This is a genomic window from Marinomonas dokdonensis, from assembly GCF_052747885.1.
Genome location: NZ_JBRAND010000005.1, coordinates 171,173 through 192,376 on the forward strand (window position 1 = coordinate 171,173; position 21,204 = coordinate 192,376).

Here is a 21,204-nt window from a genome sequence, read left to right on the forward strand (position 1 = left end):
AGAAGACTATGTTCGAAAAAATTAATACCTACTTAGACACCATAGAAGGCTTTTTAATAGCCAGTATTCTAGCCCTTGCTTCGGTGCTGACGATTACCCAAGTTTTTTTCCGCTATGCGCTTAACGATTCGATTTTCTGGGCGGAAGAAGCGATTCTGTATTTGATTATTTCGATGAGTTTTCTGTGTACAAGTCTTGGTATTCGCAAAGGCTCCCATATTACGGTGGACGTTTTGAAGTCCTGTATTCCCAAGCGTTTTGCCCCAGCCTTTAGCTTGGTGGCGGCTGTGTTAGGGATTATATTCGCCGTTTCTCTGTTCTACTTTGGTGGCAATTTATTTTTAAATACTTTGGCTCGTGGTCAGCTATCCCCAGCGCTGCGTGTTCCTATTGCTTCAATTTACGCGTTTATTCCGATTACAGCACTACTGCAGATGTTCAGGTACACAGGGGTAATTTACTCGGTATTTAAAAAACAGCCTGTGCCTAATCACTCGCAACACTAATTTCAATATTTATCGCGCACACCCGAAGCCGAGGTTTTCATGATCACTCTTTTACTGCCATTATTCCTAATCCTGCTATTACTTGGTTTGCCTATCTATGGATCACTGGCTTTTTCAGTAATAGGCGCCATGGAGCTGACGGGGTCAATGAACCCAACCATAGTTCCCATGAGAATGTTTTCTGGCATTAATAACTTCTCATTAATGGCCATCCCCTTTTTCATTTTAGCCGCCGAACTGATGCGCGTTGGCGGTTTATCAACAAGGTTGATTAAATTAGCCCAAGTCATGATTGGCTGGGCACCGGGCGGACTGGCTTCTGCGGCGGTACTGTCTTGTTTATTCTTTGGCTCTATTTCTGGCTCAAGCCCTGCCACTGTGGTAGCCATTGGTAGCATTATGTTCCCAGCACTGGTTGAAGCAGGCTACAGCAAACGCTTTTCTATCGGCCTGCTGACCACAGCAGGAACCCTTGGGCCGATTGTGCCACCAAGCATCGCCTTGATCATTTATGGCTCAGTAACTTCCACCAGTATTGGCCAGCTGTTTGCAGCCGGTATATTACCCGCCCTGTTGCTCGGCGGACTGTTAATCCTTTACTGCATGCTTTACTCGAAAAAGAATGACTACGCCAGAACCCCATTCCCTACCTTGAAAGAAATTTCTACCGCGTTTAAAGGCTCTACTTGGGGTCTTGGGCTACCTGTCATTCTGTTAGGGGGAATTTACAGCGGCATTTTTACCGCCACGGAGTCGGCCGCGGTCGCTTGTTTATATGGCCTGTTTGTCGGCATGGTGATTTACCGTCAGGTCAGTGCAAAAGACTTGTGGGAGATACTTCAAAGCACAGGTTTAATTTCAGGCTCTCTATTACTGATCACCGCCGGCGCGTCTGCTTTCTCTTGGTTATTAACCATGACAGGCACGCCTTCTACCCTAGCCAATGCTGTTTTGTCGTTAAGTGATTCCTCCTTTGCCATCACAGCTTTGTTGAATGTCATTATGCTGATCGCCGGATTCTTCCTTGATAGCGCCTCTGCCATTATCGTTTTAGCGCCGTTAATGACACCTATCGCGGCTCAAGTAGGCATAGACCCTGTGCATTTCGGCATCATCAATCTGGTCAACTATTCAGTTGGTATGATCACGCCTCCTGTTGGCCTGAACCTCTTTGTCGCCGTGAGTATTTCCAAAATGGGGCTCTTCGAAATTTTCAAAGGTTGCATTCCCTTCCTACTCATCTTGCTGGTGGGGCTGATGATCATTACCTATGTGCCTTGGCTTAGCATGGCCATTCATAGCTACCTGTTCTAGCCACCCAACGAAACCGCTTGATAAGAAATGTTTCACACAATTAAAGGATTACAATGAAATCACAATCTACTCTAAAAGTGGCCATCATCGGCCTAGGGGCTATTGGTGGTCATGTGGCGAACTGCATTGCCAAAGGTGAAGGCGGCAATGCAAAGCTAGTGTCGCTACTCTGTCGCAATAAGGAAAAATATTTAGAGATCAACGCTCATCAATCGGAAGCGTTTAAGTCCTTAATTACAGATGATATTTCAGCGCTTTTTGACGCTCAGCCCGACATAGTCATCGAAGCGGCTGGGCAAGCATCTCTTAGCCAATATGGCACTGCCATTTTATCTAAAGGCATTGATTTGTTGGTTTCAAGTATTGGTCTATTCACCAGCGATGAAATTCTCAAAGAATTTACCACCACAGCCGAGCGCTCTGGTGCTCAAATGTTACTTTCCGCAGGGGCTTTACCCGCCCTAGATTGGATGTCAGCGTCTTCTTTATCTGAGGTTAGCAAAGCCTGCATTACCCAAGAGAAGCCAGTGATTTCATGGAAAAATACCCATGCAGAGAAGCTTGTGGACCTTAACGCCATCACAGAACCCACATGTTTTTTTGAAGGAACTGCCCGAGAAGCAGCCAATATTTTCCCGAAAAGCAGTAACATTAGCGCCATGCTGGCACTGGCGACTGTGGGCTTAGACAATACTCAGGTCAGGCTGGTGGCAGACCCAATTAGCGACATCATGAACACTCATATTGAGTTTGATAGCGCCGTGGGCAAGTTGCAATTAAATTGCCAAGGCATACCGTCTCCGGAAAACCCAAGTACCAGTACAGGGGTGCCTTTGTCGATCGTGAAGTCTATCAAGAACCTCAGTTCTTCGATTCATTACGGCATCTAGACGAAAATACGAACAAGGCCATTTGGCCTTGTTCGTTAATTCCTAAGAAACGATTAAACGTCAGACAGACCTACAAGGTTTTTAACGCGGCAATTAACGCCGACATTTCTTCATCCGTACCAATAGTGATACGCAAGTGGTTGCCAATTCTTGGTTTCTCACCAAAGTAACGCACCAAAATACCCTGATATTTTAGCGCTAGATAAATATCTTTGGCAGCTTTGTCCGCATGACTGACAAACACAAAGTTGGTTGCCGATGGAATTACCTCAAAGCCAAGTGACTGCAATGCCGTCACAGTGGTTTCACGGGTGGCGATGGTTTTCTCACAGATCTCAGCCAGATACTCGGTATCTTCTACCGCCGCCGTCGCACCCGCTAGAGCAATACGATCAATCGGGTAAGAATTAAAGGAGTTTTTAAGACGCTCCAGCCCCTCAATCAGATCTTTATGGCCAAACGCATAGCCGACACGGATACCCGCTAAAGCTCGGGATTTCGATAAGGTTTGCACCACCAGCAAATTAGGGTATTGATTCACTAATTGGGTCGCACTTTGCGCACCGAAATCTACATAAGCTTCGTCCACCAGCACCACGACATCTGGGTTCGCCTGCAAGACTCGCTCTATGTCTGCTAAAGGCAAGGCTTTCCCCGTTGGCGCGTTCGGATTGGTAATCACCACACCCGATACATCAAGGTCTTGGTAATCCGCCACGTCAATATCAAAGCTATCCGTTAATGGGATCAGCTTGGGTTTAATGCCATACAAGCCCGCATACACTTTATAGAAACTGTAGGTAATATCAGCAAAAGCCAAAGGCTTACCCGCCGCAAAATACCCCATGAAGGCAAGAGCTAGCACTTCGTCCGAACCATTGCCCACGAACACTTGTTCAGGCGCTAAACCATAGCTGGTCGCCAATGCATTTTTGAGAGATTGGCAGTTTGGATCTGGGTACAAGCGTAAGCGCTCACTTACTTGATCCATCATGGCTTGCAAGGACTTCTCCGATGGAGAATAAGGGCTTTCGTTGGTGTTTAGTTTTATATATTGCTTATCTTGTGGCTGCTCACCTGGTACATAAGGGTCCAGTGAAGCAATCTTATCAGTCCAAAAACGGCTCATTCCAATCTCCAGGATTCAAGCAGATAAAAGCAAAAAATAAGGCCTCATGATGAGGCCTTATTCGGTATTTTTCCTATGGCCCAATTAGTCTTGTGGGCGCATATGTGGGAACAACAATACATCACGAATAGACGGTGCATCCGTAAACAGCATTACCAAACGGTCAATACCAATACCTTCACCTGCGGTCGGTGGTAAGCCGTACTCTAGCGCATTGATGTAGTCCGCATCATAGTGCATGGCTTCGTCATCACCGGCGTCTTTTTCTGCCACTTGGCGCTTAAAGCGTTCTGCTTGATCTTCTGGGTCATTCAACTCCGAGAAGCCATTGGCGATTTCACGGCCACCTACGAAGAACTCGAAACGATCGGTAATGAATTCATTGTCATCATTACGACGGGCCAAGGGTGACACTTCTGCTGGGTATTCAGTAATGAAGGTTGGTTGATCCAGCTTACTTTCAGCCGTTTCTTCAAAGATTTCTGTCCATAGCTTACCCAAGCCCCAAATTGGCTTAACATCTATGTGCAGCTTCTTGGCAACTTGTGTCGCGCTTTCAACCGTGGCGAGATCTTCTGCTGTGAGCTCTGGGTTGTAGTGCAAGATAGACTCAAGCATGGTCATGCGAACAAAAGGTGCGCCGAAGTCATACTCAGAACCTTGGTAGGTCACAGTGGTTGTGCCCAAAACTTTCTCGGCTACCGTGCGCAGCATATCTTCTGTTAGATCCATCAGATCTTTGTAGTCTGCATAAGCTTGGTAGAATTCGATCATGGTGAATTCTGGGTTATGACGAGTCGATGTACCTTCGTTACGGAAATTACGGTTAATCTCGAAAACGCGCTCGAAGCCACCAACAACCAAACGCTTCAAGTAAAGCTCAGGTGCGATACGCAGGTACATGCTCATATCCATGGCATTGTGATGGGTAATAAATGGACGAGCTGATGCACCACCCGGAATTACCTGCAACATAGGCGTTTCCACTTCCATGAAGCGACGATCTTCTAGGAAGCGACGAATGGTCGAAATGATTTTCGAACGTACTTGGAAAGTATCACGGGACTCTTCGTTAACAATAAGGTCCACGTAACGCTGACGGTAACGCATTTCCATGTCAGCCAAGCCATGGTGTTTATCTGGTAGTGGGCGCAAAGACTTGGTCAATAGCTGAGCAGACTGCATGTCAATGTACAGATCGCCTTTACCAGACTTGTGTACAGGACCTGTCACACCAACGATATCACCAAGATCCCAGGTTTTTTGGTCGGCTAACAATTCTGCTGGCAAAGCTTTACGGTTCACATAAGCCTGAATTTGACCCGTCATGTCTTGTAGCAACATGAAAGCACCACGGTTACGAACGATACGACCCGCAATGCTAACCTTATGGTCTTTCTCTTCTAGTTCCGCTTTTTCAAGCTCACCAAATTCCGCTTGTAAATCCGCTGCATAAGCGGTTGGGCGGAAGTCATTTGGGTAAGCATTACGTTCTTCACGAATGGCAGCCAGTTTACTACGACGTTCGGCCACTAGGCGGTTGTCGTCAGCTTGGGTTGTGGACTCTGTGTTCTTTTCGTTAGCCATGGTTTTGCTATCTACTCTTAAAAATGGGTTCTGGCGCTTATAGGCCTTGTTTTAAACTCGCGACAATAAATTGATCAAGATTGCCATCTAATACAGCGCCGGTATTGGAGGATTCGACACCTGTGCGCAAATCCTTAATGCGAGATGCGTCCAATACGTAGGAACGAATCTGACTTCCCCAACCGATATCTGATTTACTGTCTTCCACCGCTTGCGCAGCTTCGGTACGTTTTAACATTTCAAATTCATACAGCTTGGCTCGTAACTGCTTCATCGCGAAATCACGGTTAGCATGTTGCGAACGCTGGTTTTGACACTGCACCACGATACCTGTTGGTTCGTGGGTAATACGTACCGCAGAATCTGTGGTGTTAACGTGCTGACCACCCGCACCAGAGGAGCGGTAAGTATCAGTACGAATGTCCGCAGGATTGATTTCAATCTCTACGTTGTCATCAATTTCTGGTGATACAAACACTGACGCAAAAGAAGTATGGCGACGGTTGCCTGAATCAAAAGGTGATTTTCGCACTAAACGATGCACGCCAGTTTCCGTACGTAACCAACCAAAAGCATATTCGCCTTCAAAACGAACGGTGGCCGATTTTATGCCTGCCACATCCCCCGCCGAGACTTCCATTAATTCCACTTTAAAGCCTTTGTCTTCCCCCCAACGCAAATACATGCGTAGCAGAATATTGGCCCAATCTTGTGCTTCAGTACCACCAGAACCGGACTGAATATCCAAGAAGGCGCTGCTTTCATCCATTTCTTGGGAAAACATGCGGCGGAACTCTAATTTACCTAATAAAGCATCCAGTTCTGCTAACTCAAGCTGAACTGCTTCAACAGAGTCGGCATCATCGTCTTCAACGGCTATTTCAAGTAGCTCTTTTGAATCCTCAACACCCGATTCAAGGCTATCAAGGGTTTCCACCACAGCTTCAAGGGAAGAACGTTCTTTACCTAGCTTTTGTGCATAGTCTGGATCGTTCCAAACATCTGGATCTTCCAGTTCTCGGTTTACTTCTTCTAAACGCTCTTTCTTTGACTCATAGTCAAAGATACCCCCGAAGGGTTAAAGCGCGTTCAGACAGGTCTTTTATCTTAGAAAGTATCGGGTTGATTTCCATATTGGCGTCAATTTGTTATAAACAGTGTGAATAAAGTTAATGGCGAATTGTAACGAATTTACTCGCCGCATAAAATGCTATTCTCTACACAATGATGGAAAAACAGACCATTTTTTGTGGGTCTTGCTATCAAATGGAGTCAATATGGACAAGCCAACCGTTGCCGTCGAAATACTCGGCCAAACTTATAAAATTAATTGCCCAAAAGGCCATGAAGTCGAACTGAAAGAAGCGGCTGAATATTTGAATAATCAAATGCGTGAAATCAAAGCCAGCGGCAAAATTGTTGGCCTTGAAAAGATTGCCGTATTGGCGGCATTGAATATTACTCATGATATGCTTTCTGGTCGTAAATACGCGAATTCTAATGAGCAACAACTGCGAGAGTTGACCTCACAGCTTGATGCGGCATTAACTCATCAAACAAAAACTGGTTAAACGGCATTCAACACTGTTTACTCCCTAACCAACTTGATGGCAATGCAAGTCTAGAAAGCGAATTTTCTTCATAGCGCTATAAAATACGCAGGGGACAAAAGTCGATTTCTATTTTTAGTTCCTCTATACTGCGCTTGTTTCCTGGGTTGTTCGAGGCGGCTTAACGCCCTTGAGCCTATGAGTAATAACCCGGAAAGAGCCTGTTGGTTTGGTGTGCATGTCCGTGCGTCGGAAAGCCTAAAGAGTCACAGTTCTTTCCACCTTGAACCACTGGGTTCAAGGCCAATAGTCGAAACGGCAACCTGGGAAACCCTTTTATGCTTTCACCTCAAGAGCTTAGAAAACAACAGCGCCAAACCTTACGACAAGCCAGAAATAACCTTTCGCATAGCACCCAGCAAGAAGCCTCTCAGGCGCTTATTGAGCAATACGCCACTTTCATCAAACAACTCGACCTAACACCTAAGCGTATCGCCCTTTACATTAGTAATGATGGTGAAATATCGCCGCAGCTTTTGTGCCATCAACTCTGGTCCCAAGGCATTAGCACCTACCTCCCCATTTTAGACAAGCAAGCACTGCGCTTTAATCTTTATAATCAAGACAGCCAGTGGCAAGACAACCGCTTTGGTATTCCCGAGCCAGTGAACGGCCACGTATTAGCAGGGCAAGAGCTGGACATTGTTTTTATGCCTCTGGTTGGCTTTGACCGACAAGGCGGTCGTTTAGGCATGGGGGGTGGTTTTTACGACAGGACATTTGAAGGTAAGAACCCCAGCCAAACGCCCCTATTAATTGGATTAGCTCACGACTGTCAAGAGGTTGATAGACTGCCAATTGAGCGTTGGGACATACCTTTAAACGGCATTCTAACTCCGGCTCAAATCATCTTAACAGATCGTTAAAACGCTGAAGCATAGCCCATAGAAAAATAAAAGCTACGTGGGATAGAACTGCTTCCGTCATCACCGCTCAAATTATCCAGCCCATAGGCCAAGTCCACATCAAGCCGCTGAAACAGGGTCAAACCTGCGGTGAGATAACTAAGTTTTGAGCCTGCGGCATTTTTTCGATAACCCAAGCGCACACCTGGCACAACCACATTGTCACTAAAGAAAGACACAGAAACTGTTTGCCATTGATAGGCGTCTCCTACAGGGTCTTCGACGCCATTAACATCAAACGATCCAGCCAGTGACAAACGCCTATCTTTGGAAACCACAGCCCCTTCTAGCGTTAATTGGGTTTCCATTGTATAGCTATCCTCTAGCTTAAGTTTGCCCTCGCTGGCAAAACCCACTTCCGCTTCACATGAAAGTAAACTAGAGCCAGTTAAGCCACTGCAATTGCCAAGGCTTTGGTAATCAAATTCAGGTTCATTAATATTGGCTAACGTCGCCCCTAACTGGTAATAATCCGATACCCAGATAGCCCCTAAATCTAAGCCAACACCGGATGTGGATTTTTGGCTATCAAACAAACCATCAAAAAAAGCACCGCCAGAATCTTCACTGTCATCAATCAACACAGACACATCGCGGCCTAACGAAATCTGATGAAAGTTTGCCTTTACCCCTAAAACCAGTGCACCAGCCACAAAACGGCCAAGTACCTGACTATAACCTAACCCTAAGCGCAGATCCGTTGCCGATTGAACATACAATGAGGTATCGGAGTCTAAGGAGAAGTCAGTGCCCGACAAGGTGTAGCTGATATCATCCGCTAGAATATTCGCCCGTCCCACAAAGGAAACACTGGCGTCTAGCATAAAAGCCCCATTACTACGGGTTTTATAAATGAGTGGCATAAAAGGAATCTGAGAGGAACCTGAAAGCTTGATGTAAGCCGTATCTGCTACATCAGCAATGACACTATTAGCAGTTGCTATGGCATCATCCACTTCGGCCTGGCTGCGATAATCACTTTTGCTTAAAATATCTTCTAACTCATCCACTTTATCTGTGAGATTACTTATTTCCCCCATCTCATAGCCCAAGCCTGCAGGGCCTAGATAGCCTGCGCGGAAGCTTTGCAAACGAGTCATTAAATAAGGAGATGCGGGGTTGGCAAGAGAGGTTGATAAAGACCGCTTATTCGCCATGGAGCCTAATGTGAACGCTGAGCCAACAGGCTGGTAAACAGGCATGGCAGCCACGGCATTAAGACTCACTAAACCACCTAGGAATATCGTAATCGCTTGCTTCATTGCACTACCTATTCATTTTTTAATCCAGCAGCCCATCAAAGCGAAAAAGGCCGATAACATAATTATGTTATCGGCCTTTTTGCTATTTCTTTACGATTTTCTTAGAAAGCCGTGTCATAGCCTAATGAAATGTATCCACTGCGTGGGATTTCATCGCCGTCTTCATCTGTCACAGTATCAAGAGCAATGGCGACATCTAAATTCAGACGTTTTAGTAGCGTCAGACCCGCCGTTGCATAGCTTAGCTCAGTACCGGCCATATTTTGACGGAAACCAGCGCGCAGGCCAGGCAGGAAGTGCGAATCACCATAGTAAGAAACCGAAGCAACTGCCCATTGGTACTCATCGCCTACGGCATCTTCAACAGGATTCACATCATAAGATAAACCCAAGCTCACTTGCTTAGCTGGTGTGGAAACAGAAAAATCTAGGGTGGTTTGCGTTTCCATAGTGTAGGTGCTGGTGGCACTTAGCTTACCAGCAGAAATGAAGTCCGCTGCCGCGTTACAGCTCGTAAGAGCCGATCCTGTTTTGGAACTACAGTTGGTACCAACGGCATTGTAATCAAACTCTGGCTCATTGATATTCGCCACTGTGATACCCGCATGGTAGATGTCTGAATACCAAATCAGGCCTAGATCCAAGCCAACACCGGTTGCGCTTTCTGCATCATCGGTAATGGTATCGGAAAATACATCACTGGCATCCTCACTGTCATCACTTAACACTGACAATGCTTGACCTAGAGATAGCTGATGGAAGTTCGCTTTAACACCACCAACTAGCACCCCAGATTTGCTTTCTGGCTGCCAAACTTTTTGGCTGTAGCCTAAGCCAATATTCAAATCGGTGGCAACTTTTGCGTACATGGATGTATTTGACGTTAACTCAGGAGTAGCCCCAGAGGTATCAATCGAGACACCACTTGTTAACAAACTTCCTCGACCAACCACAGAAACACTAGCATCCAGCATGAAAGCGCCATTGTTAGTTGTTTTATAAATCATTGGCATCAAAGGAATTTGTGTAGACGCTGACACTTTAACGTAGGCGGTATCTGCAATATCATTTAAAATACCATCAACCTCTGTAATTCCCGCTCTTGCGGCTGCCTCCGTAGTATAAGTAGCATCAAGAATTTCTTCCGCTCGGTCTATTTGATCAGTCAAGTCACTGATATCACCAAACTCTACCCCTACGCCAATGGGGCCAATAATGCCAAACCGAAAACTGTCGCCAACCTGATCATTAACCATCAAAAATGGCGCGGCAGGGTTAGAAGAGGCGGTAGCAAGGGCTCTTTGGTTAAGAGATCCACCAAGAGTAAAGCTTGAGCCGATTGGCTGATTAACAGGGGCTGCGGCCATCACCGCAGAACTAATGAGAGACGTGGATAAAACTAATAACTTTTTCATGATCTTATTCCTTTGGGATCCATTTAAAGTTTAGGATTCATTGAAGATACTCAATCACTCATTCTAACCACTTTTTTTACACTTTCCATACAAAAAACACAAAAAAAAACCATAAGCCAATTGCGATCTTAAACGGCAACCATCTTCAGGGCAGGATATAAGCAATAAAAAAGCCCCTTTCTAAGAAAGAGGCTTTCAAAAACGGGTGAAAACACTAAGCGGCTAACCGCTAAGCAGCTAACCTAGGTACTTTCGCAAAGCCTCTAGGTCTTGTGGCGTATCCACCCCATGAGGTGGCAGCTGATCCGCTAAGGCAACTTGCACCTTGATTCCTTGATGCAAAAATCTAAGCTGTTCTAATTTCTCCCAACGCTCTAAAGGCGACATGGGTAAATTGGCATAATTTGCCAGTAGGCTAGCACGATACACATAGAGACCTATGTGTCGAAAAGCTGGAAAGTCTTGCCCTAGACTCTCGGTCTCATTACCTTTCTTTGCAAAGCCGTCTCTGTCCCAAGGCATTGGGGCACGACTAAAATACAAGGCACGCTGTTGCTCGTCACAAACTAACTTAACCACATTAGGGTTAAAGAAGTCCTCTGCACTTTTAATAGGGCAAGCAACGGTCGCCATTTCAGCTTCGGCGTCTTTTTGCAACGCCGCTACGGCAGAATGAATCAGCTCTACAGGTAGAAAAGGCTCATCCCCTTGCACGTTGACAACAATTTCATCTCCCTGCCATGCCATTTTTGCCGCCACTTCTGCCAAGCGTTCCGTGCCATTTTCATGGTCATCTCGTGTCATGAGTACTGGCGCAGCAAAACCTTTCGCGGCCTGTTCGATGACCTCATGATCCGTAGCAATGGTAACGGACTTCGCACCTGCCTTTAAGGACAACTCATAAACCCATTGCAACACAGGCTTACCACCAAGATCCGCCATCAGCTTTTGCGGAAAACGTTGGGAAGCATAACGAGCCGGTATAACAATATGAAATTCAGGTAATGAGGTTAATTCGGAAACAGGCATTATTTTTCAAACTCCGGTCGTTGGGCTAATTCATAGGCTTGCTCTAAAGGCATGCGTGTCGATAACACTAAATCTGCTACTTCCCTTGCAACCCCCTGACCACCTAAAGACGCTAAACTGATTTTTGCATAACGTTTCACTAGCGTGTGGGCATCCTTTGGGCACATTGGCACTGCAACGTTTGGCATCACCTGCAAATCAATCACATCATCGCCAACATACACAGCTTGCTGCGGGCTAAGCTGAAGGTCCTGACAAATTTGCTCGAAGGCTTGGGCTTTATTGTGACAACCGGGATAAAAGTGTTCCACCTTTAAGTCCGTCATGCGCTGGCGCAAAGGCGCCGAATCTTTCGCCGTTATCACAGCGACCTGCACCCCCCATTTGGGTAGCAGCTTCATTGCCACGCCATCTTTAACATTAAAGCGTTTTATGGACTCCCCTTGCTCACCGTAAAGTAAACCGCCATCCGTGAGCACCCCATCCACATCAAACACCACCAACTGAATGCTTTGGAGTTGGTGTAATAAAGTGTCATCATCCAGTATCGCGGGGTATTGCTCAAGGAAGCTGTTATCCATGATTAGGCACTCGTATCCAATTCTTCAAAGGTTTTCACTAGTTCATCAAGCTGCTTCATTTGCTTTAGGAATGGCGCTAACTTGCTAAGCGGCAATGCACATGGGCCGTCACATTTCGCATTGTTAGGGTCTGGGTGAGTTTCCAAGAACAAGCTCGATAGACCAAGGGACATACCGGCACGGGCCAGTTCGGTTACCTGAGCACGACGACCATCCGCAGAGTCTTCACGGCCACCGGGGCGCTGTAAAGAGTGAGTAACATCAAACATCACAGGGAAGCCGAATTTTTTCATTTCACCAAAGCCCAGCATGTCCACAACAAGGTTGTTATAACCCATCATGGTACCGCGCTCGCACAGCATGAGCTGATCGTTACCGGCTTCTTGACACTTGGTAAGAATATGCTTCATTTCGTGAGGGGCTAAGAACTGAGCTTTCTTAATGTTGATCACCGCGCCAGTTTTGGCCATGGCCACCACAAGGTCCGTTTGGCGAGACAAAAATGCCGGCAACTGAATCACATCGGCCACTTCAGCCACTGGGGCACATTGATATTCTTCATGCACATCCGTAATAACAGGCACGCCGAAAGTTTGCTTAATTTCTTGCAGAATTTTCAAGCCTTCTTCCATGCCTGGGCCACGGAATGAGTTGATAGAAGAGCGGTTCGCTTTGTCAAAAGAGCCTTTGAATACATAAGGAATACCCAACTCTTCGGTAATTTTGACATGCTCTTCCGCGACTTTCATCGCAAGATCTCGTGATTCTAAAACGTTCACCCCACTAAAAAGCACAAAAGGTAGGTGATTAGCGACCTGAATATTCTTACCTATGTTGATAATCTTTGACTCAACTGACATGTTTTTCTCCAAATTTGTTTACAGTGCTGACCCTTATAATAGGGTCAAGCCTAAATATCTAACGATCGTAAATTTCTAAAATACCCGACAGTTTACCGCCATCGTCAACCGCCACCAGCAAGGTAATTTTGTCTTTGAGCATACGCTCTTCCGCCTGCACTATCATGGTGTTTTCATTAATGGTTTTCGGGTTTGCCGTCATCAGTTCGCGCATCGGCTTGTCGATCATATTCGCGGTTTCTCGTAGCATGGCACGACGCAAATCCCCATCGGTAAAGATGCCGACTAATTGAGAGTCTTCTTGGATGAGCACCACCCCCATGCGACCATGGGTCATCACAGAAATGGCTTCTTTCAAGTGGGTGTCAGGGCCACACACCGGCAGGTTTTCTTTATGCATAAGATCTTTCACGCGAGTAAGTAGCTTTCTTCCTAAGCTACCCCCCGGGTGAAAACGCGCGAAGTCTTGGGGCTGAAAATGACGAGATTCCATGAGAGCGACAGCGAGAGCATCCCCCATCGCGGCGGTCATGGTGGTCGATGTGGTTGGGGCAAGATTATTAGGACAGGTTTCTCTGTCTACCGAGATGTCCAGCACACAATCGCTGTGCTGGGCTAAGGTAGAATCAAGATTACCGACGAGGGCAATAGATGGATTACCAAAGCTTTTTAATGAAGGTAACAGACGTATCAACTCTTCGGTTTCCCCAGAATAACTGATCAGAACCAGTGTATCTTCGGCTTGAATCATGCCTAGGTCGCCATGGAAGGCCTCGCCTGGATGCAAAAAGAAACTCGGTGTACCGGTAGAGGCTAACGTAGCCGCAATTTTTTTGCCTATTAATCCTGATTTCCCCATGCCACAGATAATGGTTCGACCTTTGCTCGCAAGTATCATGCGAACCGCTTGGGCAAAGCTTTCTGTCACTCGGTCAGCCAGATCTAGGAGGGCTTGAGCTTGTGTAGATAAAGTGTGATGGGCACTTTTGATGAGAACGTCAGATCGGATGTCTGATATTGCGATATCGTCCATATTGCTCTCTACATGACCTCTGTATAAAAAGTGAAGTTATTATACAGAGGTCGCAGGGAGTCGCCTACTTTATTAGTGGCGAAACAAACGAAATAGACTAGCCTAGGCAGCTCAGGAATTGGTCACCCAAACCTTCTAGAAACTCAAGGTAAGCCTGAGGTGCGATGTCGACACTTGAACCTAAAGGATCCAGTTGCGCTGTTTTCACATCACTTCCACTTAGCAAGGTTTTAACAATAGCAGGGCTAAACTGTGGCTCACTAAAGACACATTGCACATTGTTTTCTTCGATTTCATGACGTAGTTCAGCGATTTTCTTCGCGCCAGGTTTACGCTCAGGGCTAACCGTCACTTCACCAGCATGGTTTAAACCGTAATGCTCTTCGAAGTAGCGGTAAGCATCATGGAAAACAATGTATGGCACTTGTTTCACTTTGCTTAACTTGGCTGCAAGTTGAGAGTCTTGTTGATCAAGCTTTTGCAAGAATGAACTCAAGTTTGTTTCGTAATATTCTGCATTGGCGCTATCTATCTTAACCAGACGCTGAGCAACGGCCTGAGCAAGCACTTTTGCATTGACTGGAGACAACCAAACATGTGGGTCAACACCTGTGTGATCGTGGCCTTCATGGCCGTGTTCGTCGTGGTGCTCGTCATGGTCATGATCGTCGTGATGCTCGTCATGGCCATGTTCGTCGTGGTGCTCATCATGATCATGATCGTCGTGGTGCTCATCATGGTCATGGTCATCGTGATGCTCGTCATGGTCATGGTCGTCGTGGTGCTCATCATGATCATGATCGTCGTGGTGCTCATCATGGTCATGGTCATCGTGATGCTCGTCATGGTCATGGTCGTCATGGCCATGTTCGTCGTGGTGCTCATTTTCTTCACCGTAGCGACGCTGAACAGTGCCTTCTAGTGCCAACCATTCAATAGAGTCTTCTGCTTTGTTAGCATTAATTAATGGTTTTTCTAGGAAGTTTTCTAGAGATTCACCAACCCAAACAACGGCATCAGCTTGTGAAATTTTTCTTAAATCGGATGGGCGAAGGGCATAATCGTGTGGAGAAGCTGTGTTAGAAACTATTTGTTCAATGTCTGCTTTATCGCCCGTAATGGCAGCAACGATCATAGATACAGGGGTCACACTTGTCACAACTACAGGCTTTGCTAGTGCAAAAGGTGCGATAGTACAAACACCCACCCCTAAAAATAGTTTTTTCATTTGATCAACACTCCAAAAAATTAAATACGTTATAACATAACAATACATTGGAGAGAGATTTTTTTCAAGACAGCCTAACGGCTAAATAATAGATTTAGCCTAAGGGAATTTCTGCTAAGTTTTGAGGGCGGACAACCAAGCCGGCTCTTTGCCCAATCGGTACGCCAGCGTTAGGGAAAATCAGCGCATCCCCTGTACGCTCAACCAAGTATCGGCTTTTAGAAGATTCCGCGAGAACATAGCCTTTTTCAAAGGGCGTGAAATTTTCCAGCTCAGAAGAAATATGCAATTGATAATCTTCTGTATCTTTAATAAGCGCCTCTTGCACACTAAAAATCAATAGCCTGTTAAGGTTTCCTTGGGGCAATTGGCTCTGGGTAATAAGCTCAGCCAAACTTTGTGCCATGGCAGAAAAACGGCTTAAGTCGTTTTGCCCAAAGCCATACACTTTACCAAGCTCAACGGTAAAGGCATGGGCGCCATAATGCTGAGCACTGTAATAAGAGAAGGTGGTTGTTGGCTGATGAGACAAGAGCACAGCGTCGATTCCAGAGGCGGCTAAAAACGCTAGTTGCTGACGGCTATAAGCTGCTTCTTCCATATACGGATAAACAGCAAACTTCTCGTGTTTCGAGCCTCGGATGGCGGTATGTAAGTCATAATGCAATAGCTCATGACCTAAAGACTTCCCTGGCTGAAAAAAGTCCGTTACGGCTTGTTCAAGTCGCTTCGCACGCTCTGCTTCGTAACCGTCATATTCCTGCCAAGCACCGCTAAAAAGTCGATTCATATTGACCTTGCAAAAGCGTTGCTGAGCAATGGCAGATAGAGGGTTACCAAACAACACCAACAGGCGTACCGTCAGTGTATGGTGACCTGCCAGAATATCCGTTACTAACTGATTGACTAACTCAATCGGCCCTGTTTCATTACCATGCACACCAACAGATAGGATGAGGCTGATTTTACTGTCACCTTGGGGCTCCAAACGTAGAATCCCCGCATCTTCAACAAACGCCTTTCCGGAAGGAAAATCAAAGGACATAGGCTCTTGTTGTTCAGGGTTAGCTAATGTTGTGGACAAAAAATCATAGGCTGAAAGGGTCATACGCTCACTTTATACAGAAACAAATTATAAGTATGTTAACAACATACAATATCTAGGAGAAAGTTTTCTCGCCCGCCTAGAGCAAAACTGAAAATTAGGTCGCTTTTTCTACAAATTACAAATATTCCCTTGGCTGCCTTTGGACTTAACCTCTAATACTCTCTAAAATGATGCCTCCACTTAAGCGAGCGTTTTGCATGTCACAGAGTGAAGAAGTCATAATACTGGTCGATGAGAACAATCAAGTCATTGGTGATATTCCGCGCCGATTAATGGACTTTGACCGGGACTTCCATCGAGTCACCTACATCTTGGTGTTCAATCAAGAAGGCCATCTACTTGTACAAAAACGCACCGACAACAAGGCATTTTGCCCAGGTTATTATGGTATAACTACGGGTGGCGTGGTTGAGAAAGGTGAATCCTACCTAGAATCGGCCCACCGAGAGCTTAAAGAAGAATTGGGCTTTGACGCTCCCCTTGAAAGCCATGGGGTATTTTGCACCCGCGGCAAAGGTTTTAATATTTGGGGCAGCCTTTATTCCTGCCAATATATTGAAGAACAACATACTCTTAACTTACAACCAAAAGAAGTCGCTTCCATCCATGTTATGAGTATGGACAGCATTCTTTTAAACCCTGACGATTTAGCTTTTACACCTGACTCTTTGGACGCGTTAAAACATTATGTTAATTCGACAACTAAGCCTTAATTTGAAGCTACTTTGCGCGCTTGCGGTACTTCTTACCAACCTCACCTCGCAAGCCAAAGAGCGTTGGGAAGACGACACCTACATTCAAGAAAGCTTCATTAAGATAGCCCTTGAGCGGGAATACAAAGAGACCAAAAATCCGAAACTCGTCCGCTGGACCAAACCGATCAAAATCTATTTTGAAAGCGACAGTGGCGACGCGGCCTTTCAAAAAGAATTGCTCAGTGTCCATGCGCAGCACCTATCCCATATTACTGGCGTCCCTATCGACTTCACGCCAAAAGCCAATAAAGCCAGCATAGTGGTAGTTTTCACCCAGTACGACAATCTTGAAGAAAAGGTCCGCCAATACATAGGCAACCCAGATAAAATCCGTGCAGCCCTCAATGAAGCCATTTGTTTAGGCAACTTCCGCATCAATCGCTTTTCTGAAATCACTCGTGGCACAATTATTATCCCAGTGGACTACGCCAGATTAAAACTGCGTTTTCTAGATTGCATTGTGGAAGAGATCACCCAACTTATGGGCCTTCCTAACGATTCTAATGACGTTTTTCCTTCCATCTTTAATGACGTTAGCACGGACTCCTACTTGAGCCCATTAGATTATATTTTGCTAAAAACCCTCTACTCGCCCCAACTAAAACCTGGCATGACAGTGAAGGCGGCCAACGCTGCATTACCCAATATTATCGCCAGTCTGCATGACCAAGGTGAAATAGAAAACGCTGCACAACGCGTCCAGCAATACAGCCTAAAACGGTATTTAGGGGAGTAACTCCCCCTTCTCCTGCACTCAACGCCATAGGCAGATCTTAACCAATGCGATAGATCAATATAATTGTTGTTTTCACCATCATCACTCTAAACTCTTGATAATGCTTCTGCTTTTACAATTTAAATTAGGTAAAATGCATCCCATTTATTAGATACTCACCGGAGATACCCTTAATGTATCCAACCCTAAAAAATGATCGTTTCATTCGGGCCTTACTTAAGCAGCCTGTCGACACCACGCCAGTTTGGATGATGCGCCAAGCCGGTCGTTACCTTCCTGAGTATCGCGCTAGCCGTGCCACAGCCGGCGATTTTCTAAGCCTATGCAAAAACAACGACTTTGCCTGCGAAGTGACCCTGCAACCTCTAGAGCGCTATGACCTAGATGCCGCTATTTTGTTTTCCGATATCCTCACCATCCCTGATGCTATGGGACTTGGTCTGTATTTCGAAACCGGCGAAGGGCCAAAATTCAAGCACACGATTCGCACCAAAGATGATGTAGAAGCTTTACCTGTTACCAATGAAAGTGATCTAGATTATGTCATGGGTGCTGTATCCACCATTCGTCACGCTTTAAATGGTCGCGTCCCCCTAATTGGCTTTTCTGGCAGCCCTTGGACCCTTGCCACCTATATGGTAGAAGGTGGCTCCAGTAAAGATTTCAGACATATCAAGGCGATGATGTTTCAAAGCCCTGAGGTACTACACCAACTGCTAGACAAACTGGCTCGCTCTGTTATTGATTACCTCAACGGCCAAATTAAAGCAGGCGCCCAAGCCGTGCAGATTTTTGATACTTGGGGTGGTGTACTGAGTGGCCCAATGTACCAACAGTTCTCACTACTCTACATGAAGCAGATTCTCGACGGCCTTATCCGGGAACATGAAGGACAAAAAATCCCCGTTATCCTGTTCACCAAAAATGGCGGCCAATGGTTAGAAAACATGGCGGCCACAGGCCCTGATGCCCTTGGGTTAGACTGGACAACAGACATGGCGGAAGCACGTGCACGAGTAGGCGATAAAGTTGCCCTACAAGGGAATATTGACCCTTGTGTCCTGTATGCAGGTCAAGATGTCATTGAAAGAGAAGTGGAAAATGTTTTGGCGGGATTCGGTCATGGTAGCGGCCATGTATTTAACTTAGGCCACGGCATTCATCAGTTTGTCGACCCTGAACGTCCAAAATACCTTATTGATGCGGTTCACAAATTAGGTGAAAAATACCACATGACACAATATGATGACCTAGACGCACTCAATGGACTTGATAACGAGTAAATCCGCTCTAATTTAAGTGATGAATAGCGCTTGCTGGTAGCGACTTTTGTCCTAGAGTGTTACTTTTAAAGAAATATGACATATTTGGTATGGAGAAAAATAAAATGAAATTAATCACGGCCATTGTTAAGCCCTTCAAATTAGATGAAGTGCGTGAAGCTCTTTCTGAAATGGGTATTAACGGCATTACCGTTACAGAGGTAAAAGGTTTTGGTCGTCAGCGCGGCCACACTGAATTATATCGTGGTGCAGAATACGTTGTTGATTTCCTGCCGAAAGTAAAAATGGAGCTGGCGGTTGAAGCCGATCAAGTTGAGCGCGCCATTGAAGCGATCAAGAACAGCGCAAATACAGGCAAAATCGGTGACGGTAAAATCTTCGTCACTGAGTTAGAGCAAGCGATTCGCATTCGTACGGGTGAAACCGGTGCCGACGCTCTATAAGACAACATGTTTCTAAAACAACCAATACGGTTTTAGCAAACATAAAAAAAGAGGCCTAGGCCTCTTTTTTTATGTTGATAGTTTCTATCAACCTTTATCGGCCACCTTAATGGATAGGGTACCAAGATAGCGGTTTTGACGTAACTCGATCTGACGGAAAATCGCAATAATCACCATACTGATCACTAGGTAGATCGCCCCAGCCGCAAGGAAAATTTCCATTGGCGTATAGGTTCTAGCAATAATGGTTCGCGCCATCCCTGTTAAATCAAGAATCGTGATGGTACTTGCTAACGCACTGCCTTTAAGCATCAAGATAATCTCATTGCCGTAAGCTGGTAATACGATACCAAAAGCTCTCGGCAGCAGGATGCGACGATACATTTTTGCCTTCGTCATCCCTACTACTTTACAGGCTTCAACCTCACCTGGTGGAATGGCTTGGATCGCACCGCGAAATATTTCAGCAGTATAAGCTGAGGTATTCAGGGTAAAAGCGATAATGGCACACCAGAATGGCTCACGCAGTATCGGCCATAACGCACTTTCACGGACAGCTTCAAATTGCGACGCACCATAATAGACCAAGAATATTTGCACTAATAATGGCGTTCCTCGGAAAAAGAAAATATAAGCAAAGGGAATTGCTCTAATCCAACCGACGGGAGAAATTCGCGCCAAAGCAATTGGCAACGCGAAAATCGCACCAAGAACAACAGAAAGCACTACTAACTGTAGACTAACCCAAGCACCGCTTAGTAAGCGTGGGAAATATTCAACAACGACAGAAAAGTCCATCTGTTAACCTCTTGTTAATCCACGATTAGCACGTTTTTCCATATAAGAAACCAACACCATAGAAATGATTGTTAGCCCCAAATACATAAAAGCAGCCACTAGATAAAATAGAAATGGTTCCTTGGTACTGCTTACTGCGACATTCGCTTTACGCATAATATCTTCTAAGCCAACGACAGAAACCAAAGCGGTATCTTTCAAAAGCACGAGAAATAAGTTCCCTAACCCTGGTAAAGCAATTCGCCATACCTGAGGCAAAATAATGCGGCGGAACTTACGCATTGAGCTCATTCCTAAAACAGTCGCAGCTTCATGCTGACCTTTAGGAATAGACTGAAGCGCCCCTCGAAAAACTTCTGTTGCATAGGCACCAAAGGTTAAGCCTAAGGCGGTAACACCTGCGGCAAAAGCACCTACTTCAATATATTCGTCATAGCCAAATAGGCCCGCAATGGCCATCAAAACACTGGTGGCACCGAAGTAAATAATGAGTACGGTAAGCAACTCAGGCACGCCACGGATAATGGTTGTATAACCGTTCGCAATCCATTGCAGTACTTTTACGGATGACAGCTTCGCAGAAGCACCCAATAGCCCTAAGAATAGACCTAGCACTAATGAAGAAAGTGCCAACTCTAGGGTCACTACTGCGCCAAGCAACAGTTGATCACCAAAGCCATGAAGATCAATCATAGTATTCTCTCAGAATTCGCTGGAGGAAATTCTCTGGCT

Annotated in this window: 22 protein-coding genes and 1 other RNA gene; 10 read left to right on the top strand and 13 right to left on the bottom strand. The window is 45.7% G+C overall.

The genetic code is table 11. From position 1 onward, the window contains the following. Window positions 1–8: 8 nt before the first annotated feature. The 3 genes from ACUM5Y_RS13660 to ACUM5Y_RS13670 are packed head-to-tail and all read left to right on the top strand — an operon-like array spanning window position 9 to window position 2,710. Window positions 9–506, top strand: a complete 498-nt coding sequence (locus ACUM5Y_RS13660; protein ID WP_445977436.1) for a TRAP transporter small permease — start codon at window positions 9–11, stop codon at window positions 504–506. 39 nt (window positions 507–545) lie between these two features. Then, window positions 546–1,820: a TRAP transporter large permease gene (locus ACUM5Y_RS13665; protein WP_445977437.1), complete on the top strand. Its 1,275-nt coding sequence runs from the start codon at window positions 546–548 to the stop codon at window positions 1,818–1,820. Between the two features lie 53 nt (window positions 1,821–1,873). Then, window positions 1,874–2,710, top strand: a complete 837-nt coding sequence (locus ACUM5Y_RS13670; RefSeq protein WP_445977438.1) for an aspartate dehydrogenase — start codon at window positions 1,874–1,876, stop codon at window positions 2,708–2,710. A 70-nt stretch (window positions 2,711–2,780) separates the two neighbouring features. Here ACUM5Y_RS13670 and hisC read toward each other — a convergent pair whose 3' ends face one another. From hisC to prfB, 3 genes are all read right to left on the bottom strand, one after another. Next, window positions 2,781–3,839: a histidinol-phosphate transaminase gene (gene hisC, locus ACUM5Y_RS13675; protein ID WP_445977439.1), complete on the bottom strand. Its 1,059-nt coding sequence runs from the start codon at window positions 3,837–3,839 to the stop codon at window positions 2,781–2,783. An 84-nt stretch (window positions 3,840–3,923) separates the two neighbouring features. Next, entirely contained in the window at window positions 3,924–5,426 is a 1,503-nt protein-coding gene (lysS, locus tag ACUM5Y_RS13680) for a lysine--tRNA ligase (RefSeq protein ID WP_445977440.1), read from the bottom strand. 37 nt (window positions 5,427–5,463) lie between these two features. Beyond that, window positions 5,464–6,559, bottom strand: a protein-coding gene (gene prfB, locus ACUM5Y_RS13685; RefSeq protein WP_445977441.1) for a peptide chain release factor 2 whose coding sequence is annotated in 2 segments (ribosomal slippage) — window positions 5,464–6,486 and window positions 6,488–6,559 — 1,095 coding nt in all. Because the reading frame shifts where the segments join, the coding sequence is not laid out codon by codon here. 144 nt (window positions 6,560–6,703) lie between these two features. Here prfB and ACUM5Y_RS13690 point away from each other — a divergent pair. From ACUM5Y_RS13690 to ACUM5Y_RS13700, 3 genes are all read left to right on the top strand, one after another. After that, the gene (locus tag ACUM5Y_RS13690) at window positions 6,704–6,997 is read left to right on the top strand and encodes a cell division protein ZapA (RefSeq protein WP_445977442.1); all 294 of its coding nucleotides are present in this window, start codon (window positions 6,704–6,706) and stop codon (window positions 6,995–6,997) included. Between the two features lie 135 nt (window positions 6,998–7,132). After that, window positions 7,133–7,310: non-coding RNA, 6S RNA (gene ssrS / locus ACUM5Y_RS13695), on the top strand. A gap of 4 nt (window positions 7,311–7,314) precedes the next feature. Next, a complete protein-coding gene (locus ACUM5Y_RS13700) occupies window positions 7,315–7,902 on the top strand; it encodes a 5-formyltetrahydrofolate cyclo-ligase (protein ID WP_445977443.1) in 588 nt (195 codons plus the stop codon). Here ACUM5Y_RS13700 and traF (ACUM5Y_RS13705) read toward each other — a convergent pair. The 8 genes from traF (ACUM5Y_RS13705) to astE form a co-directional block, all read right to left on the bottom strand. Further along, window positions 7,899–9,203 (bottom strand): conjugal transfer protein TraF, encoded by a 1,305-nt coding sequence (gene traF, locus ACUM5Y_RS13705; RefSeq protein ID WP_445977444.1) that lies wholly within the window; start codon window positions 9,201–9,203, stop codon window positions 7,899–7,901. The genes ACUM5Y_RS13700 and traF (ACUM5Y_RS13705) overlap by 4 nt on opposite strands. 101 nt (window positions 9,204–9,304) lie before the next feature. Then, window positions 9,305–10,618, bottom strand: coding sequence for a conjugal transfer protein TraF (traF, locus tag ACUM5Y_RS13710; RefSeq protein WP_445977445.1), 1,314 nt, complete (start codon window positions 10,616–10,618; stop codon window positions 9,305–9,307). 237 nt (window positions 10,619–10,855) lie between these two features. Next, entirely contained in the window at window positions 10,856–11,647 is a 792-nt protein-coding gene (gene kdsB, locus ACUM5Y_RS13715) for a 3-deoxy-manno-octulosonate cytidylyltransferase (protein ID WP_445977446.1), read from the bottom strand. Beyond that, complete coding sequence (locus ACUM5Y_RS13720) at window positions 11,647–12,228, bottom strand: KdsC family phosphatase (protein WP_445977447.1); 582 nt, start codon at window positions 12,226–12,228, stop codon at window positions 11,647–11,649. The genes kdsB and ACUM5Y_RS13720 overlap by 1 nt, the downstream gene beginning before the upstream one ends. 2 nt (window positions 12,229–12,230) lie before the next feature. Beyond that, complete coding sequence (gene kdsA, locus ACUM5Y_RS13725) at window positions 12,231–13,088, bottom strand: 3-deoxy-8-phosphooctulonate synthase (protein WP_445977448.1); 858 nt, start codon at window positions 13,086–13,088, stop codon at window positions 12,231–12,233. Window positions 13,089–13,146: 58 nt separating this feature from the next. Beyond that, on the bottom strand, window positions 13,147–14,121 hold the full coding sequence (locus tag ACUM5Y_RS13730; protein WP_445977449.1) for a KpsF/GutQ family sugar-phosphate isomerase: 975 nt from the start codon (window positions 14,119–14,121) through the stop codon (window positions 13,147–13,149). A 97-nt stretch (window positions 14,122–14,218) separates the two neighbouring features. After that, the gene (locus ACUM5Y_RS13735; protein ID WP_445977450.1) at window positions 14,219–15,349 is read right to left on the bottom strand and encodes a zinc ABC transporter substrate-binding protein; all 1,131 of its coding nucleotides are present in this window, start codon (window positions 15,347–15,349) and stop codon (window positions 14,219–14,221) included. 94 nt (window positions 15,350–15,443) lie between these two features. Then, a complete protein-coding gene (astE, locus tag ACUM5Y_RS13740; RefSeq protein ID WP_445977451.1) occupies window positions 15,444–16,457 on the bottom strand; it encodes a succinylglutamate desuccinylase in 1,014 nt (337 codons plus the stop codon). A 197-nt stretch (window positions 16,458–16,654) separates the two neighbouring features. Here astE and ACUM5Y_RS13745 point away from each other — a divergent pair, with 197 nt between their 5' ends. The 4 genes from ACUM5Y_RS13745 (at window position 16,655) to ACUM5Y_RS13760 (ending at window position 19,674) form a co-directional block, all read left to right on the top strand. Then, the gene (locus ACUM5Y_RS13745) at window positions 16,655–17,170 is read left to right on the top strand and encodes an NUDIX hydrolase (RefSeq protein WP_445977452.1); all 516 of its coding nucleotides are present in this window, start codon (window positions 16,655–16,657) and stop codon (window positions 17,168–17,170) included. After that, window positions 17,145–17,948: a DUF2927 domain-containing protein gene (locus ACUM5Y_RS13750; RefSeq protein WP_445977453.1), complete on the top strand. Its 804-nt coding sequence runs from the start codon at window positions 17,145–17,147 to the stop codon at window positions 17,946–17,948. Before ACUM5Y_RS13745 ends, ACUM5Y_RS13750 begins: the two co-directional genes overlap by 26 nt. 173 nt (window positions 17,949–18,121) lie before the next feature. Continuing rightward, entirely contained in the window at window positions 18,122–19,231 is a 1,110-nt protein-coding gene (gene hemE / locus ACUM5Y_RS13755; protein ID WP_445977454.1) for a uroporphyrinogen decarboxylase, read from the top strand. Window positions 19,232–19,335: 104 nt separating this feature from the next. Next, window positions 19,336–19,674 (top strand): P-II family nitrogen regulator, encoded by a 339-nt coding sequence (locus ACUM5Y_RS13760; protein WP_445977455.1) that lies wholly within the window; start codon window positions 19,336–19,338, stop codon window positions 19,672–19,674. An 87-nt stretch (window positions 19,675–19,761) separates the two neighbouring features. Here ACUM5Y_RS13760 and ACUM5Y_RS13765 read toward each other — a convergent pair whose 3' ends face one another. Then, window positions 19,762–20,472 (bottom strand): ABC transporter permease, encoded by a 711-nt coding sequence (locus ACUM5Y_RS13765; protein ID WP_445977456.1) that lies wholly within the window; start codon window positions 20,470–20,472, stop codon window positions 19,762–19,764. A 3-nt stretch (window positions 20,473–20,475) separates the two neighbouring features. Further along, entirely contained in the window at window positions 20,476–21,165 is a 690-nt protein-coding gene (locus ACUM5Y_RS13770) for an ABC transporter permease (protein WP_445977457.1), read from the bottom strand. Window positions 21,166–21,204: the final 39 nt, after the last annotated feature.